9 protein-coding genes, 3 tRNA genes and 3 rRNA genes are annotated in these 16,521 nt (G+C 61.6%); 10 read left to right on the top strand and 5 right to left on the bottom strand.

Annotation, left to right across the window (positions count from 1 at the left end):
- The first annotated feature begins 55 nt into the window (after window positions 1-55).
- Both prmC and BLP76_RS13835 read left to right on the top strand, forming a co-directional pair.
- Window positions 56-952 (top strand): peptide chain release factor N(5)-glutamine methyltransferase, encoded by an 897-nt coding sequence (gene prmC / locus BLP76_RS13840; RefSeq protein ID WP_244514588.1) that lies wholly within the window; start codon window positions 56-58, stop codon window positions 950-952.
- Between the two features lie 251 nt (window positions 953-1,203).
- A complete protein-coding gene (locus BLP76_RS13835) occupies window positions 1,204-2,163 on the top strand; it encodes a DUF4167 domain-containing protein (RefSeq protein ID WP_092814431.1) in 960 nt (319 codons plus the stop codon).
- 139 nt (window positions 2,164-2,302) lie between these two features.
- On the opposite strand, the gene BLP76_RS13830 is transcribed toward BLP76_RS13835, so the two are convergent.
- Window positions 2,303-3,067 carry an MOSC domain-containing protein gene (locus BLP76_RS13830; protein ID WP_092814851.1) on the bottom strand — a complete coding sequence of 255 codons (765 nt, stop codon included), beginning with the start codon at window positions 3,065-3,067 and terminating at the stop codon, window positions 2,303-2,305.
- Between the two features lie 302 nt (window positions 3,068-3,369).
- Here BLP76_RS13830 and clpB point away from each other — a divergent pair, with 302 nt between their 5' ends.
- Window positions 3,370-6,009, top strand: a complete 2,640-nt coding sequence (gene clpB / locus BLP76_RS13825; RefSeq protein ID WP_092814428.1) for an ATP-dependent chaperone ClpB — start codon at window positions 3,370-3,372, stop codon at window positions 6,007-6,009.
- Window positions 6,010-6,274: 265 nt separating this feature from the next.
- The gene (locus tag BLP76_RS13820) at window positions 6,275-7,093 is read left to right on the top strand and encodes a lytic murein transglycosylase (RefSeq protein WP_476774942.1); all 819 of its coding nucleotides are present in this window, start codon (window positions 6,275-6,277) and stop codon (window positions 7,091-7,093) included.
- 37 nt (window positions 7,094-7,130) lie between these two features.
- Here BLP76_RS13820 and BLP76_RS13815 read toward each other — a convergent pair whose 3' ends face one another.
- The 4 genes from BLP76_RS13815 to BLP76_RS13805 form a co-directional block, all read right to left on the bottom strand.
- On the bottom strand, window positions 7,131-7,487 hold the full coding sequence (locus BLP76_RS13815) for a DMT family protein (protein ID WP_170130525.1): 357 nt from the start codon (window positions 7,485-7,487) through the stop codon (window positions 7,131-7,133).
- 122 nt (window positions 7,488-7,609) lie between these two features.
- Entirely contained in the window at window positions 7,610-7,768 is a 159-nt protein-coding gene (locus BLP76_RS18810) for a hypothetical protein (protein WP_170130524.1), read from the bottom strand.
- An 84-nt stretch (window positions 7,769-7,852) separates the two neighbouring features.
- Window positions 7,853-8,449, bottom strand: a complete 597-nt coding sequence (locus BLP76_RS13810) for an SCO family protein (protein ID WP_092814422.1) — start codon at window positions 8,447-8,449, stop codon at window positions 7,853-7,855.
- 75 nt (window positions 8,450-8,524) lie between these two features.
- Complete coding sequence (locus tag BLP76_RS13805) at window positions 8,525-10,486, bottom strand: M23 family metallopeptidase (protein WP_092814419.1); 1,962 nt, start codon at window positions 10,484-10,486, stop codon at window positions 8,525-8,527.
- Window positions 10,487-11,069: 583 nt separating this feature from the next.
- Here BLP76_RS13805 and BLP76_RS13800 point away from each other — a divergent pair.
- From BLP76_RS13800 to BLP76_RS13775, 6 genes are all read left to right on the top strand, one after another.
- Window positions 11,070-12,537, top strand: a 16S ribosomal RNA gene (locus BLP76_RS13800).
- A 250-nt stretch (window positions 12,538-12,787) separates the two neighbouring features.
- Window positions 12,788-12,864 (top strand) — tRNA-Ile (locus tag BLP76_RS13795).
- Window positions 12,865-12,889: 25 nt separating this feature from the next.
- Window positions 12,890-12,965 (top strand) — tRNA-Ala (locus BLP76_RS13790).
- Between the two features lie 338 nt (window positions 12,966-13,303).
- Window positions 13,304-16,058, top strand: a 23S ribosomal RNA gene (locus BLP76_RS13785).
- Window positions 16,059-16,173: 115 nt separating this feature from the next.
- Window positions 16,174-16,289: ribosomal RNA gene (gene rrf, locus BLP76_RS13780) — 5S ribosomal RNA — on the top strand.
- Together the 16S, 23S and 5S rRNA genes with 3 tRNA genes alongside form the textbook arrangement of a ribosomal RNA operon.
- A gap of 95 nt (window positions 16,290-16,384) precedes the next feature.
- A tRNA-Met gene (locus BLP76_RS13775) sits at window positions 16,385-16,461 on the top strand.
- Window positions 16,462-16,521 lie beyond the last annotated feature (60 nt).

The raw sequence follows: 16,521 nt of genomic DNA, 5'->3' as shown, positions 1-16,521 counted from the left end.
CGGGGAAATAGCGAGAAGTCCGGCCGGTCGCGGGGCGCCAAGCCGCGACGCGCTTTTGAAGCAAGCGCGTGGAACCCTGAAGGCGGCCGGCATCGCCGATCCGGGCCGCGATGCGCGTCTGCTTCTGGCTTATGCCTGCGGAATTTCCGCCGAACAGCTGATCGCGGCGGGTGATGCGCCGGTGACGGGCGAGGAGGAGGCGCGGTTTTCCGCCTTCATCGAACGCCGGGTGGCACGAGAGCCCGTCGTGCGCATTCTCGGAGAAGCGGAATTCTGGGGGCTTTCGTTTCAGGTGGGGCCGGAGGTTTTGACGCCCAGGCCGGAGACGGAACATGTGGTCGAGACCGCACTCGCCTTCCTCGGGCCGGAGCGGCAGAGCGAGCCGATTGTCTTCGCCGATCTCGGCACCGGAAGCGGCGCCATTGCCGTGGCGCTGTTGCGCGAACTCCGCCAGGCGCGCTGTGTCGCGGTCGATCTGAGTGCGGCCGCGCTCAATGTCGCCCGCAAAAACGCCGCCAGGCATGGGGTGGATGAGCGATTCCTGCCGTTTCACGGCGACTTTCGCGACCTCGGACAGGTGGTCGCGCCACAAAACCTGACTTTTATCGTTTCCAATCCACCCTATATAGAGAGCGACGTCGTCGCGACGTTGATGCCGGAGGTCGAGCGTTTCGATCCCAGAATGGCACTCGATGGCGGCGAAGACGGACTGGCCGCCTACCGGGCGATCGCAGAGGTCGCTCCCGAATTTTTGAAACCGGGCGGTGCACTTATCCTGGAGATCGGTGCGGGCCAGGCGGAAAGCGTCACGGCTCTTCTTAAGGAAAACGGACTTTCTGCATGTTCCGAGACAGTCGATCTTGCCGGAATCGTGCGTGTGGTCAGCGCCAGGAAAGCTTGTGATGGCAGTGTTACACACGCTGCTTTCGCCTGCCGCAATGCGAAAAAATAACTTGGAAATCCAAGTCAATCTCGCTACGGTCAAGAGGCGATCCGGGGCACAACGCCACACAAATGTCCTTGAGACAGGCGAAGTTATCGCCCCCAGCACGGATCGTTTGCACGTCTTCGCCACCGATGGTCATGAACGACACGGGCAGCTCCGGCTGAATTGGGAATCGTGCGATTGGAAAACTCAGCTTCGGTCAAGCCGTGGCGAGTAGGGGCACGGATCAAAAAGCTCTAAACCAGCGAGAACGGTTGATGAGGCATAATCAGAACAGGCGGTCGCGGGGACGCAACCGCAAGGGGCCTAATCCTCTTTCGAGAAGCTATGAATCGAATGGGCCGGACGTCAAAGTTCGTGGAACGGCTCAGCACATCGCCGACAAATACGCCTTGCTGGCACGCGATGCGCTTTCTTCGGGGGACAATGTCTCGGCCGAGAACTATTTTCAGCACGCAGAACACTACAACCGCATCCTGATGGCTGCGCAGGCGAACATGCCGCAGCAGCAAAGCGTCAACAATCAGGATCAGGACGACGACGACGATAGCGACGACTACCGTCCGATGAACGGCCATCGCCAGCCCTCGCGCAACGATTCGCGCCAGGACGACCGCGATTCCGACGAGCGCGAGACGCGCGGCTCGGGAAATCGGGACGATAACCGCCGCGATGATAACCGCCGTGACGACAACCGTCGTGATGACGGGCGCCGCGATGATGGACGGCGGGGAAATCGCGACGGCCGCAATCGCGACGAACAGGCCGCGTCGAGCGACAATGACGACGAGAACGAAGGTGATGGCGAGGAGCGCAGCGAGCGCCGCCCGCGCCGCACCCGCCGTCGTCCGGCTGCGGTCGCCGAGAGTGCCGACAGCGGCAATTCGGACGATTCGAACACGGATGAGCCCGCCGCCGAAAAGCCCAAGCCCGCCCGGGCGCCGAGGGCCCGCAAGACCGCCAAGGCCGACAACGCCGAAGCCGCCGATAGCGGGACGGATGACGGAACGGGTGAAGCCGCACCGGCTCCGAAGCCGCGCCGCCGCACCAAAAAGGCGGTGGCTGCCGACGGCGAAAGCAACGGCAATGGCAACGGCGAAGCCAAGGTCGAGATGAAGGCCGACGGCAAGGGCGACGACAAGAACGCCGACAAGAACGCCGACAAGGGCGAGCCGACGCGCGACGGCACGGCCGCTCTGGCGGCCTTCCCGGAATAAGTTTCGTTTCTTCGAAAAATGCTATCAGGCGCGGGTCTCGGCCCGCGCCTTTTTCGTATCCGCTATCGGGGCCTGGCAAGAAAGGCCCGTTTGCTCAGGCTGGCAGAGACCGGGCTGGGAGGGCTCAGGCCGGCAGGTCTCAGGCGGGCAGTGAAAACGTGTCGCCCTCGCGCAGCGAGCCGGCATGCGCAACCGTGAGATAGATGCCGAAATCGGAATGGCCGTAAAGATCCATGAGGGCACGCGGGAGGGCCGTGTCGCGCGCACCCGTCGCCGGATCGACATTGGTGGCAGCACAGCGCTGCGTGCGCTTTCGCCCTGAAAGAGCGATCTCAGGCAGGTCCAGCGTCTTGCCGATCCAGTCGAATTCGGCAAAGGGAGGTGCCCCGTCGATGACGATGTTGGGTCGGAAGCGGAGGGGATTAAGGCTGCGGCCAAGCTTTGCCTCAAGCTCGCGCAGGCTCGCAAGATTGACGAGATGCAGCGATTTCGTGCGCACGTCGGAAAAGGAATGACCCGGTACGCGCAGGAGCCGCGGCGGACCGCGCAGCTCTGCGGCGAATTCCGCCGCCACCCAGGCTTCGAGCGCCGCACGGCCTTCCGGTGTGGCAAGCGAGCCTGAAAAGCCGGCCGAGCCGCCATCCTTCGGCGTGATCGAGAGCTCTTGCGTTCCCTCGTCGAAGCGACTTTCGAAGGTGGCGAGCCGCTCGTTCTTCATCAGCATCAAAAAGCGGATCTTCGGCAGATGCTGCGGGTTTTCCGGATCGAAGCCCGAGGGGCCGTTCTCGATCGCAAAGGCGCGGTCGAAGGGCATGGTCTCGCCCTCGTCGAGCCGCACGTCTGCGAGGCGTTCCGGCGACAGGCCTTTGACGGGATAGCGGTAAAGCGCGGTGACCTTGATCATGGGTTTCGGCTTCCGCTGCGGCGGGCTCAAAGTCAACAGCGAGAGAGGCGACGGCGCCGGGATCGAAGGTTTTCCGGAGAGCGGCATGTGCCCGCGTTTGCGCTTGCGGGACTTGCCGTCGCACCCGAAACCAGCCGCCGGTGCGGGCCGTCTCCAGGGAGCGATAAAACCCGCGCCCGACCATTGCGTGGCAAATCAGCCACACCCATATGAGCATCCGGTACGGGGCGCTTCCGAAGAAGGCCTCAATCTCATGTCAGGTGCGGGATGCTCCGGGTCCCGGCGCCGGAAGGGGTCAAACGATGAATTTTGAAAAGTACACAGAACGCGCGCGCGGCTTCATCCAGTCTGCGCAGACTTATGCGCTGGGGCAGGGGCACCAGCAGTTCCTGCCAGAACATCTTCTGAAAGTCCTCCTCGACGATCCGGAAGGCATGGCGGCGGGTCTTATTTCGCGCGCCGGCGGCCGGCCGAAAGAGGCACAGCTCGCCAATGATGCGGCGCTCGCCAAGCTGCCGAAAGTTTCCGGCGGCAACGGCCAGCTCTATCTGGCGCAGCCGCTCGCCAAGGTTCTGCAGACCGCCGAGGATGTGGCGCAGAAGGCGGGCGACAGCTTCGTCACCGTCGAACGGCTGCTTCTCGCGCTCGCCATCGAAAAGGGCGCGGCAACCTCCGGCATTCTGTCGAAGGCCGGGGTGACGGCAAACGGGCTCAACGACGCGATCAACGACATCCGCAAGGGGCGCACTGCCGATTCGGCTTCCGCCGAGCAGGGCTATGACGCTCTAAAGAAATATGCGCGCGACCTCACCGAAGAGGCGCGGGCGGGCAAGCTCGACCCGGTCATCGGCCGCGACGAGGAGATCCGCCGCACCATCCAGGTCTTGTCGCGGCGCACGAAGAACAATCCGGTGCTGATCGGCGAGCCGGGCGTCGGCAAGACCGCGATCGCGGAGGGTCTGGCGCTGCGCATCGCCAATGGCGACGTGCCCGAGAGCCTGAAGGAGAAGAAGCTGCTCGCCCTCGACATGGGTGCGCTCATCGCCGGCGCGAAATATCGCGGCGAGTTCGAAGAGCGGCTGAAGGCGGTTCTCTCGGAAATCGAGGCGGCGGCCGGCGGCATCATCCTCTTCGTCGACGAGCTGCACACGCTGGTGGGCGCGGGCAAGGCGGAAGGCGCCATGGACGCCTCGAACCTTCTGAAGCCGGCGCTTGCACGGGGCGAGCTGCACTGCGTGGGTGCGACGACGCTCGACGAATATCGCAAATATGTCGAGAAGGACGCGGCCCTGGCCCGGCGTTTCCAGCCGGTCTTCGTCAGCGAGCCGAATGTCGCCGACACGATCTCGATCCTGCGCGGCCTCAAAGAGAAGTACGAGGTGCATCACGGGGTTCGGATCACCGATTCGGCCCTCGTGTCCGCGGCGACGCTGTCCAACCGCTACATCACCGACCGGTTTTTGCCGGACAAGGCGATCGATCTGATGGACGAGGCCGCCTCCAGGCTCCGCATGCAGGTCGATTCCAAGCCGGAAGCGCTCGACGAGCTCGACCGACGCATCATCCAGCTCAAGATCGAGCGGGAAGCCTTGAAGAAGGAGACGGATACGGCCTCGCATGAGCGGCTCGAAAAGCTCGAGAAGGAGCTTGCCGACCTCGAAGAGGAATCGGCCGCGCTCACCCAGCGCTGGCAGGCGGAGAAGGAAAAGCTCGCCGGTGCCTCCAAGCTCAAGGAGGAGCTCGACCAGGCGCGCTTCGACCTCGAACAGGCGCAGCGCCGCGGCGATCTCGCCAAAGCGGGCGAGCTTGCCTATGGCGTCATTCCGCAGATCGAGAAGAAGCTCAAGGAAGCGGAGAAGCGGGAAGCGCAGGCCTCCAATGGCGATGCCGGCGGGGGAGGGCTCGTGGAAGAGGCGGTGACGCCCGACCATATCGCCCATGTCGTATCGCGCTGGACCGGTGTGCCGGTCGACAAGATGCTCGAGGGCGAGCGCGACAAGCTCCTCAGAATGGAAGACGAGCTGTCGCAGCGGGTCGTCGGCCAGGCCGAAGCGGTGCATGCGGTTTCGACCGCGGTCAGGCGCGCACGTGCCGGGCTGCAGGATCCGCACCGGCCGATCGGTTCCTTCATGTTCCTCGGACCGACGGGCGTCGGCAAGACGGAGCTTACGAAGACGCTCGCCGACTTCCTGTTCGACGACGAAAGCGCCATGGTGCGCATCGACATGTCGGAGTTCATGGAGAAGCATTCCGTGGCACGGCTGATCGGTGCGCCTCCGGGATATGTCGGCTACGAGGAAGGCGGCGTTCTGACCGAAGCGATCCGGCGGCGGCCCTATCAGGTCGTGCTCTTCGACGAGATCGAAAAGGCGCATCCCGACGTCTTCAACGTGCTCTTGCAGGTGCTCGACGACGGGCGGCTGACGGACGGCCAGGGCCGCACCGTCGACTTCCGCAACACGCTCATCATCATGACCTCCAATCTGGGCGCGGAGTTCCTCTCCAACCTCAAGGAGACGGAGGATGTCGATGCGGTGCGTGAAGAGGTGATGCAGGTGGTGCGGGCGAACTTCCGGCCGGAATTCCTGAACCGTGTCGATGAGGTGATCCTGTTCCACAGGCTGAAGCGCCAGCAGATGGCCGCGATCGTTGCGATCCAGCTGAAGCGGCTCGAGACGCTCTTGGAAGATCGCAAGATCGAGCTCTCGCTCGACGACAGCGCCACGGCCTGGCTCGCCGACAAGGGCTACGACCCAGCCTATGGGGCGCGGCCGTTGAAGCGGGTGATCCAGAAGCAGGTGCAGGATCCGCTTGCGGAGAAAATCCTCGCCGGCGAGATCCGCGACGGCGCTGAGGTCAAGGTGACGGCGGGTTCCGACCGTCTCCTCTTCCATGTCGTCGGCTCCAAGACCGGCACGGAAGGCGAATCGATCGCCGCCTGAGGCCCTTCGGACATGGCGCCCCGCCACCGGCGAGGTGCCGTCCCTTGACCTGAGAGACAATGACGCCCTTCCCGCATTCCGGGGAGGGCGCTTTTTTGTGCGCGCCTTTTTCGCATCTCACGCGCGTGCGCGAGCGGCGGGCCGCTCGCCGCGGGCCACTCGCCTCTGGCGGGAACTCCCGCAGCCCTTAAGACTTTCTCCTTCCCAGCTGCGTTAAGGTCGCGGCAATGAGGGATGAGAGGGCAGGGGCATATTCATGCTTTCAATGAGACGCGTTGTTGCCGCGGCGGTTTTCGTCTGTGCGGCTGCAGGTTTTGGCGCCACGACGCAGGCCGCGTCCTGCGGCAACGGGCCGGGGGGCTTTCCGGCCTGGCTGCAGGATTTCAAGAAAGAGGCGGCAAGGGCCGGCATCTCACAGCGGGTGATCGATTCGGCGCTGTCGGGCGTCTCCTACCAGTCGAAGGTCATTCGCCTCGACCGCGGCCAGCATTCCTTCAAGCTCTCCTTCGACGAGTTTTACCGCAAGCGGGTGAACGACGCGATGATCCGCAAGGGGCGCCAGCTCATCGGCCGCTATGCCTCCACCCTGTCGTCGATCGAAAAGCGCACCGGCGTGCCGCCGGAAGTGATCGTCTCGATCTGGGGGCTGGAAACCGGCTATGGTCGCAATTCCGGATCGATGGCGACATTCCCGTCGCTTGCCACGCTCGCCTATGATTGCCGGCGCTCCGCCTTCTTCACCGGCGAGCTTCTGGCCGCCTTGAAGATCGTCCAGCGCGGTGACCTGACGCCTGCGCAGATGCGCGGCGCCTGGGCCGGCGAACTCGGCCAGACGCAGTTTCTCGCCTCGTCCTATCTGCGCTTTGCCACCGATGGCGACGGCAACGGGCGACGCGACCTCATCAATTCGGTGCCGGACGTGCTCGCCTCCACCGCCAATTATCTCCGCGCCTATGGCTGGCAGCCCGGGCAGAGCTGGGAGCCCGGCACGACGAATTACAACGTGCTGCATCAGTGGAACAAAGCCGACGTCTATGTGAAGACGATCTCGGTGATGGCCTCGAAAATGGCCGGGCGCGGCTGACGGCGCGCCACCCGGACGCGCGGCCCGGACGCGCCGCCTAGAGCGGCGCGCGGAAGATGAAGAACGCGCCGAGCCCGATGAAGGCGAAGCCGACGAGCTGGTTGAGCGTGATCGGCTCTTTCAGATAGATCGCGGAGAAGCCGACGAAGACGACGAGGGTGATGACCTCCTGGATCGTCTTCAACTCCGCCGCGCTATAGGCGCGGTAGCCGATGCGGTTCGCCGGTACGGCGAAGCAATATTCCAACAGCGCGATCATCCACGAGACCAGGATGACGAGCGGCAGAGGCCGGTCGGTGAAGCGCAGATGCCCGTACCAGGCGACGGTCATGAAGAGATTGGATGCCGACAGAAGCAGGATCGGCGCGACCTGCGGCGGGATGGAAAACGTCATCTTGTCCCTAAACAAGCGGGATGCCGACAATCGCTCCCGCGAGCGAAGCAATGAGAAAGGCAGCCGAAACGTTCCCCGCGCGTTTCAAAACCGTGTGGTTCGAGGCCGTGGGCGCAAGCGTCTCAGATGCCGAAACAGCCGGGCAGACCCGAGACCAGCATCGACATGAAGATCGCATCCGACTTCAGCTGCCAGCCGAGAAAAACGGCAACGATCGCGGCGAGCGCGAGCAGGGCCGAGGCGGCGGTGAAGGCGAGCGAGCCGTCGAAAGGAAGCTTCATGGAAGCGATGTTGCGCTGGCACCCACTCAGCCGTCAAGCGGGGCCGTCAAGCATGGGCGTCAAGCAGGGCCATCAACCAGGCCGTCACGCAGCACCATCCAGCAGGCGGTTGAGTTTGGCGAGGGCTGCATCGCGATCCTCGTTGAAATTGATGGTGCCGGCAAGGCGGCCGTCCGCGTCGAGCAGGAAGACCGAGGCGGTGTGGTCCATGGTGTAGTCGCCGCCCTCCGTCTCCACCTTGCGATAGAAGACATGATAATCGTCGAGCATGGCCCGCACCTTGTCCGGCTGGCCGGTGATGCCCCGGATTCCGGCGTCGAAGGCGGAGACGTAATCGGCCATCACCTTGGGCGTGTCGCGCTCCGGATCGACGGTGACGAAGACGAGGGCGAGATCGTCCGCCTTGTCGCCGAGCGCGTCGCGCCAGCTCGCCATGTCGGCGAGCGTCGTCGGGCAGACATCCGGGCAATGGGTGAAGCCGAAGAAGACGGCGGAGGGGTGGCCCTCGAAAATCTCTTCGGTGACCGGCGCACCTTTTTCATCGACGAGGGCAAAACTGGCGCCGAGCCGCTCGCCGCCGGCGATGCCGCCCTGGTTGCGGGACAGGACCCACAGAGCCGTGACGCCGACGAGGGCGGCGGCAACCGCGATCCAAAGTCCAATCAAGATGCCGCGTCGCATGTCGTCAGGCTCCTTTCAGGCAGGTTTCTCCGCGAGAGATCCGGCGCCTTTCGGGATGGGCGTCCGGTTGCGGGCTCAGTCGGTGAGGGTCGCGACGCGGGAGGAATTGTCGCGTGCGAGCAGGGCGTCGATGCGCTTACGCTCCTTGTTGAAACGGGCGAGTTCGGCGCCGGTCAAAGTGTGGCCGCGCGGGACGCGGATCTTCATCGGATCGACGAAGCGGCCATTGACCAGGACCTCGAAGTGGCAATGCGGCCCGGTCGAGAGACCCGTGGAGCCGATATAGCCGATGATCTGGCCCTGATGGACGCGCATGCCGACCTTGATGCCTTTGGCGATGCCCGACATGTGGTTGTAGGTGGAGACATAGCCGTTGGCGTGCTTGATCTCCACGCGGCGTCCATAGGTGGAGAACCAGCTGGCGCGTTCGATGATGCCGTCGCCGGCGGCGATGATCGGGCTGCCGCGCGGCGCCGCCCAGTCGACGCCCGAATGCAGCTTGTAGCGGCCGAGGATCGGATGCTTGCGCATGCCGAAGGGCGAGCGGAAAACGCCGTTCGGCACCGGCTTGCGCAGGAGGAATTTGTCGGCGCTCTTGCCGTCGGGATCGTAATAGCCGACCGAGCCGTCTTCTTCGTTGCGGTAGCGATAGAAGCGTTGCGTGGCGCCGTTGACGGTGAGCGAGGCGTAGATGAGCTCCTCCGCGTCGGGATCGCCCGTATAGACGGCCTCGAATTCGTCGCGCCTTGATGTGCGGCTTTGCAGATCGGTGTCGAAGGAGAAGATGCGCACGAGCTTTTCGGCAAGCTCGGGCTTCATGTCGAGGCTGAGGGCGGAGCGCCAGAGCGCGCTGTAGACGCTCGGAAGAGAGGAGCGTGAGCGCGTATCGGCGACGTTCGCCGTCTCAAAGTCGCCATCGCTGAAGTTCGGCTCGGCCGCCGCGACATAGGTGCCGCCATCGGAAAGCGCCACCGTCGCCAGATGCTGGCCGTTGGAATAAAGGCTGACGCGGACCGGGCGCACGCGTCCTGCGTCGTCTTCGGCAAGGCCGAGACGCAGCTTCTGCCCGGCACGGAAATCGAAGGCGAAATTGGCGATCATCGTCGACTGGATCTCGGCCGCCTCCACCTCCGTGGCGCCTTCGGCCTCCAGGAGCTTGGTGAGCGCGTCGCCGGTTGCGACCTGAACGATCTTTTCCTCAATCGCCTCGTCGACGGGTGCCTCGTCGTTCTTTTCGATGAGAGAGACGTTTTCCGGGACGATGGCGACGGCGAGATTGTTGAGGGAGAGGGGATCGGCCGAGCTCACGTCGAAGCGGCCGGGATCGACATAGGGAAGCGAGGCGACTTCCACGGCCCCTTCGGCGAGGAAGGGCGCGTTCTCGCGGATGATGCGCTCCACTTCGGCCGTCTTCAGCGCCGCCGTCTCGTCGTAGCGCTTGGCGTTGACGGGAAAGGGCTCGCTCTTGATGGTGACTTCGCCGTCGACCTCGGCGCCGTAGATCGTTTCCGCGGCGGCACTATCGGAGGGCTCCGGCGAATTGCCCTCCGCAAACAAAGCGAGCGCGTTGAACTTCGGCACCCGGGCGATGATGTCGTCGGAGACGGGCGCGGCGAGGGCGCGCCTGACATGCACGAAGGGACGGACCTTGATGTGCTCGCGGTCATCGACGCGGGTGACGGTCGAGACCTGGATGACGCGCTTCAATTCTTCGCCGTCGGGCTCGACGCGAATGCGGTCGCTTTTGCGCCCGACGGTGCCGCCGACGAGACGGCCCGGATCGATGGCGGCCAGAGCCGGACGGATGATGCCTTCCGGCTTCAGCCCGATCGCCGCCTGCAGCGCGCCGCCCACCAGGATCACCGAGAAGACGGCGGTGACGACAGATCCGCCCAGCCAGCGCAGGCTGAGCCGCCGCCGGTCCGGCCGCCGCTTCAGCGAGAGATGATAGAGCGGCTCCTCGTCACCAAGGTCGACGGACGGAACCGGGCGCTGTTTCAAGAAGGGGTGCACCCCGTCGATTTCCTTTCCCCGCATGCGCGCTCTTGTATAGCTCGCGTGCGCGATGTGTGACAGCCTTCCGATAGGGTTGCGAATGTGACTGCTTCGTGACGCGTGGTGCCAGCGGGGGTGGCCTCTGTCAACGCGACCGAGTGAAAACCGCGGAAATCCGGGCTTTCAGACATCTTTTGCGAAAAGAGATGACGATTTTAAAACTCGCTGTTGACAGGTCGGGGCGGTCTGAATATATACCGCAACACCGGCGGCGAGGAGCACTGCTCTTCGGAGCTTGACGCTTCATCGCTGGTTTCCATTCTTATCCAGGGCGTATCCCGGCGAGACCGGTGAAACTCTGGCGGTCGCGAGAGGCTCAATCGAGCGACCGGGGCGGCAACTGTCGCCTGTTCTTTGACAATCTGGTTTATTGAAGAAAGAGAAGCGTGGACGGCGATGTCCGCCGGCTCTGATGTCCTTTTCGGAGGATATTGAGAGCTGAACGAGACTTCGGCGGTCGACGTTTTCTCTGAGCTCACATGTCGGTGGGCGTCGCTTCGGTGGCGTCTGTTGACGGTGTGACCTCGTCAAGACGTGCGATCACAAAGCCGATCAAAGTTTCATTCAACTTGAGAGTTTGATCCTGGCTCAGAACGAACGCTGGCGGCAGGCTTAACACATGCAAGTCGAACGCACTCTTCGGAGTGAGTGGCAGACGGGTGAGTAACGCGTGGGAATCTACCCAGTGGTACGGGATAACCCGAGGAAACTCGAGCTAATACCGTATACGCCCTTCGGGGGAAAGATTTATTGCCATTGGATGAGCCCGCGTCGGATTAGCTTGTTGGTGGGGTAACGGCCTACCAAGGCAACGATCCGTAGCTGGTCTGAGAGGATGATCAGCCACACTGGGACTGAGACACGGCCCAGACTCCTACGGGAGGCAGCAGTGGGGAATCTTGGACAATGGGGGAAACCCTGATCCAGCCATGCCGCGTGAGTGAAGAAGGCCCTAGGGTTGTAAAGCTCTTTCAGCGGGGAAGATAATGACGGTACCCGCAGAAGAAGCCCCGGCTAACTTCGTGCCAGCAGCCGCGGTAATACGAAGGGGGCTAGCGTTGTTCGGAATTACTGGGCGTAAAGCGCGCGTAGGCGGATTGTTAAGTCAGGGGTGAAATCCCAGAGCTCAACTCTGGAACTGCCTCTGATACTGGCAATCTCGAGTCCGGAAGAGGTTGGTGGAATTCCGAGTGTAGAGGTGAAATTCGTAGATATTCGGAGGAACACCAGAGGCGAAGGCGGCCAACTGGTCCGAGACTGACGCTGAGGCGCGAAAGCGTGGGGAGCAAACAGGATTAGATACCCTGGTAGTCCACGCCGTAAACGATGGATGCTAGCCGTTGGTGGGTATACTCATCAGTGGCGCAGCTAACGCATTAAGCATCCCGCCTGGGGAGTACGGTCGCAAGATTAAAACTCAAAGGAATTGACGGGGGCCCGCACAAGCGGTGGAGCATGTGGTTTAATTCGAAGCAACGCGCAGAACCTTACCAGCTCTTGACATCCCGATCGCGGTTACCGGAGACGGTATCCTTCAGCTAGGCTGGATCGGTGACAGGTGCTGCATGGCTGTCGTCAGCTCGTGTCGTGAGATGTTGGGTTAAGTCCCGCAACGAGCGCAACCCTCGCCCTTAGTTGCCAGCATTCAGTTGGGCACTCTAAGGGGACTGCCGGTGATAAGCCGAGAGGAAGGTGGGGATGACGTCAAGTCCTCATGGCCCTTACGGGCTGGGCTACACACGTGCTACAATGGCGGTGACAGTGGGAAAATCCCCAAAAACCGTCTCAGTTCGGATTGTCCTCTGCAACTCGGGGGCATGAAGGTGGAATCGCTAGTAATCGTGGATCAGCATGCCACGGTGAATACGTTCCCGGGCCTTGTACACACCGCCCGTCACACCATGGGAGTTGGTTCTACCCGAAGACGGTGCGCTAACCCGCAAGGGAGGCAGCCGGCCACGGTAGGGTCAGCGACTGGGGTGAAGTCGTAACAAGGTAGCCGTAGGGGAACCTGCGGCTGGATCACCTCCTTTCTAAGGAAGATCCCTTACGGTCGTCTCTTGAGGCAACTCAATATGGGGACAAAGCCGTTTCGGATCTCTTGGAACATGGCCGACCAGTCAGGTCGGCCGATCAAACACAGGGCGGTCGTCGCCGTCTTCGTTTCTCTTTCTTCGACATACGCGTGATCAGCGCTCGGGTGCTGGACTGCCGGTTCGCCTCAGGGTACGCCGGGGCGGCGTCCTTGACGTATCCGGTCGTCTTCGGGCGATGGGATGGCAAGGGCCTGTAGCTCAGTCGGTTAGAGCGCACCCCTGATAAGGGTGAGGTCGGTAGTTCGAATCTACCCAGGCCCACCATTTTGCCCGGCGATCATGACCGGCTGGGGCCATAGCTCAGCTGGGAGAGCGCCTGCTTTGCAAGCAGGAGGTCGTCGGTTCGATCCCGTCTGGCTCCACCATCTTCTTCGGTCGATGGGGTGTTTGGGTGACGCGCGTGAGAAGAAAGTACAAGTTTCGCAGATCCCACATTGCGTGAGGGTTTGCAGGATTTCTGACATCGTGAAGAGAAGATATGTCCGGACGCACCTTTGGGTGTGGGCCTTCCAATTGGAGGCCAATTCCGCTCTCCGGCGGAGTTTACGGGCAGATCTCGTGTGACACTGGTCTTTCCGATCCGTCCGTCCGCCTCATCAGCGGATGGTGGATCGACAGCCCGCCTTGGCACCTCCTGACCGGGGTGCTGCTCTCAGGCTTCTTCCCGTTGGGGAGAGGTGAGGCGGGCATTGATAATGAGAGCGATCAAGTGCCTTAAGGGCGTTCGGTGGATGCCTTGGCATGCGCAGGCGATGAAGGACGTGGTACGCTGCGATAAGCCGTGGAGAGCTGCGAACAAGCTTTGACCCGCGGATTTCCGAATGGGGGAACCCACCGCTTCGGCGGTATCGTCATCTGAATACATAGGGTGACGAAGCGAACCCGGGGAACTGAAACATCTCAGTACCCGGAGGAAAGGACATCAAACGAGACTCCGTTAGTAGTGGCGAGCGAACGCGGACCAGGCCAGTGGCGATAAAGAGCCAAGCAGAACCGTCTGGAAAGTCGGGCCATAGCGGGTGACAGCCCCGTATGTGTAATGCGATTTATCGTCCTTGAGTAGGGCGGGACACGTGAAATCCTGTCTGAACATGGGGGGACCACCCTCCAAGCCTAAGTACTCGCGCATGACCGATAGTGAACCAGTACCGTGAGGGAAAGGTGAAAAGCACCCCGACGAGGGGAGTGAAATAGTTCCTGAAACTGGACGCCTACAAACAGTCGGAGCCCGCAAGGGTGACGGCGTACCTTTTGTATAATGGGTCAGCGACTTAGTCTAACGAGCGAGCTTAAGCCGGTAGGTGTAGGCGCAGCGAAAGCGAGTCTGAATAGGGCGATAGTTCGTTGGATTAGACCCGAAACCGGGTGATCTAGCCATGGCCAGGCTGAAGGCAAGGTAACACTTGCTGGAGGGCCGAACCCACGTCTGTTGAAAAAGACGGGGATGAGCTGTGGCTAGGGGTGAAAGGCCAATCAAACTCGGAAATAGCTGGTTCTCCGCGAAATCTATTTAGGTAGAGCGTCGGATGAATACTCCCGGGGGTAGAGCACTGGATGGGCTAGGGGGACTCACCGTCTTACCAAACCTAACCAAACTCCGAATACCGGGAAGTACTATCCGGCAGACACACGGCGGGTGCTAACGTCCGTCGTGGAGAGGGAAACAACCCTGACCACCAGCTAAGGTCCCCAAGTCATGGCTAAGTGGGAAAGGATGTGAGGACCCCAAAACAACCAGGATGTTGGCTTAGAAGCAGCCATCATTTAAAGAAAGCGTAACAGCTCACTGGTCTAAGTAAGGGTCCTTGCGCCGAAAATGTAACGGGGCTTAAGCCATGCACCGAAGCTGTGGGTGCATCCCATTCTACGGATTGGGATGCGCGGTAGCGGAGCGTTCCGTAAGCTGATGAAGGGAGACCCGCGAGGGCTCCTGGAGGTATCGGAAGTGCGAATGCTGACATGAGTAACGACAAACAGTGTGAGAGACACTGTCGCCGAAAGTCCAAGGGTTCCTGCGCAATGCTAATCAGCGCAGGGTTAGCCGGCCCCTAAGGCGAGGCCGAAAGGCGTAGTCGATGGGAATGCAGTTAATATTCTGCAGCCTGGAGGTAGTGACGAATGCCGTAAGTTGTCTGTTCTTATCGGATTGAACAGGCCGCGATGGTGTTCCGGGAAATAGCTCCTCCATTATAGACCGTACCCGAAACCGACACAGGTGGACTGGTAGAGTATACCAAGGCGCTTGAGAGAACGATGCTGAAGGAACTCGGCAAATTGCTCCCGTAAGTTCGCGAGAAGGGAGCCCGGTTCGTGGGCAACCATGGGCCGGGGGCACAGACCAGGGGGTGGCGACTGTTTAGCAAAAACACAGGGCTCTGCGAAGCCGCAAGGCGACGTATAGGGTCTGACGCCTGCCCGGTGCCGGAAGGTTAAGAGGAGAGGTGCAAGCCTTGAATCGAAGCCCCGGTAAACGGCGGCCGTAACTATAACGGTCCTAAGGTAGCGAAATTCCTTGTCGGGTAAGTTCCGACCTGCACGAATGGCGTAACGACTTCCCCGCTGTCTCCAGCATCGACTCAGTGAAATTGAACTCCCCGTGAAGATGCGGGGTTCCTGCGGTCAGACGGAAAGACCCCGTGCACCTTTACTACAACTTCACACTGGCAGTTGTGTCGTCATGTGTAGGATAGGTGGTAGGCTTTGAAGCTCAGGCGCCAGCCTGGGTGGAGCCGCAAGATGAAATACCACCCTTGAAGTCATGATTGTCTAACCGCGATCCGTTATCCGGATCCGAGACAGTGTGTGGTGGGTAGTTTGACTGGGGCGGTCGCCTCCCAAATGGTAACGGAGGCGCGCGATGGTGGGCTCAGAGCGGTCGGAAATCGCTCGTTGAGTGCAATGGCATAAGCCTGCCTGACTGCGAGACTGACAAGTCGAGCAGAGACGAAAGTCGGTCATAGTGATCCGGTGGTCCCGAGTGGAAGGGCCATCGCTCAACGGATAAAAGGTACGCCGGGGATAACAGGCTGATGACCCCCAAGAGTCCATATCGACGGGGTTGTTTGGCACCTCGATGTCGGCTCATCACATCCTGGGGCTGGAGCAGGTCCCAAGGGTTTGGCTGTTCGCCAATTAAAGTGGTACGTGAGCTGGGTTCAGAACGTCGCGAGACAGTTCGGTCCCTATCTGCCGTGGGTGTCGGAGAATTGAGAGGATCTGTCCCTAGTACGAGAGGACCGGGATGGACGCACCTCTGGTGGACCTGTTGTGGCGCCAGCCGCATTGCAGGGTAGCTATGTGCGGAAGGGATAACCGCTGAAGGCATCTAAGCGGGAAGCCTACCTCAAAACGAGTTCTCCCTCGAGAGCCGTGGAAGACCACCACGTTGATAGGCCGGGTGTGGAAGCGCAGCAATGTGCGAAGCTTACCGGTACTAATCGCTCGATCGGCTTGATCGTTCTCATTAATCAATGCCCGCCTGATAACTCAGGCAGTCCAGTGTCACATGAGCCGTCAGACAGCACCTCCTCACCGAGATCGCTGCCCAACGGCTCTTCATCTGCAATTCGCCGGCCTGGTGGTCCTAGCGAGAGGCATAAAACCCGATCCCATTCCGAACTCGGCCGTTAAACCTCTCAGCGCCGATGGTACTTCGTCTCAAGACGCGGGAGAGTAGGTCGCTGCCAGGCCTGCCAATTGCAGATAACACGAGATCTTCTTCTCTTCGTCGATCGTCCCCCGACCCGCGCAACTCGCGCCTCCCATCGGTCGGGTCGCACCTCTCCGCGGGGTGGAGCAGTCTGGTAGCTCGTCAGGCTCATAACCTGAAGGTCAGAGGTTCAAATCCTCTCCCCGCAACCATATCAAAACAATCCCCCAAAGCCCCGCACACCAAGCGGGGCTTTTGCGCGTTCTGGGGCC

It is taken from the genome of Afifella marina DSM 2698 (genome assembly GCF_900102695.1).
Lineage (GTDB): Bacteria > Pseudomonadota > Alphaproteobacteria > Rhizobiales > Afifellaceae > Afifella > Afifella marina.
The sequence above is the reverse complement of the archived record's forward strand: the minus strand, read 5'-3'. Positions and strand labels throughout refer to the sequence as shown.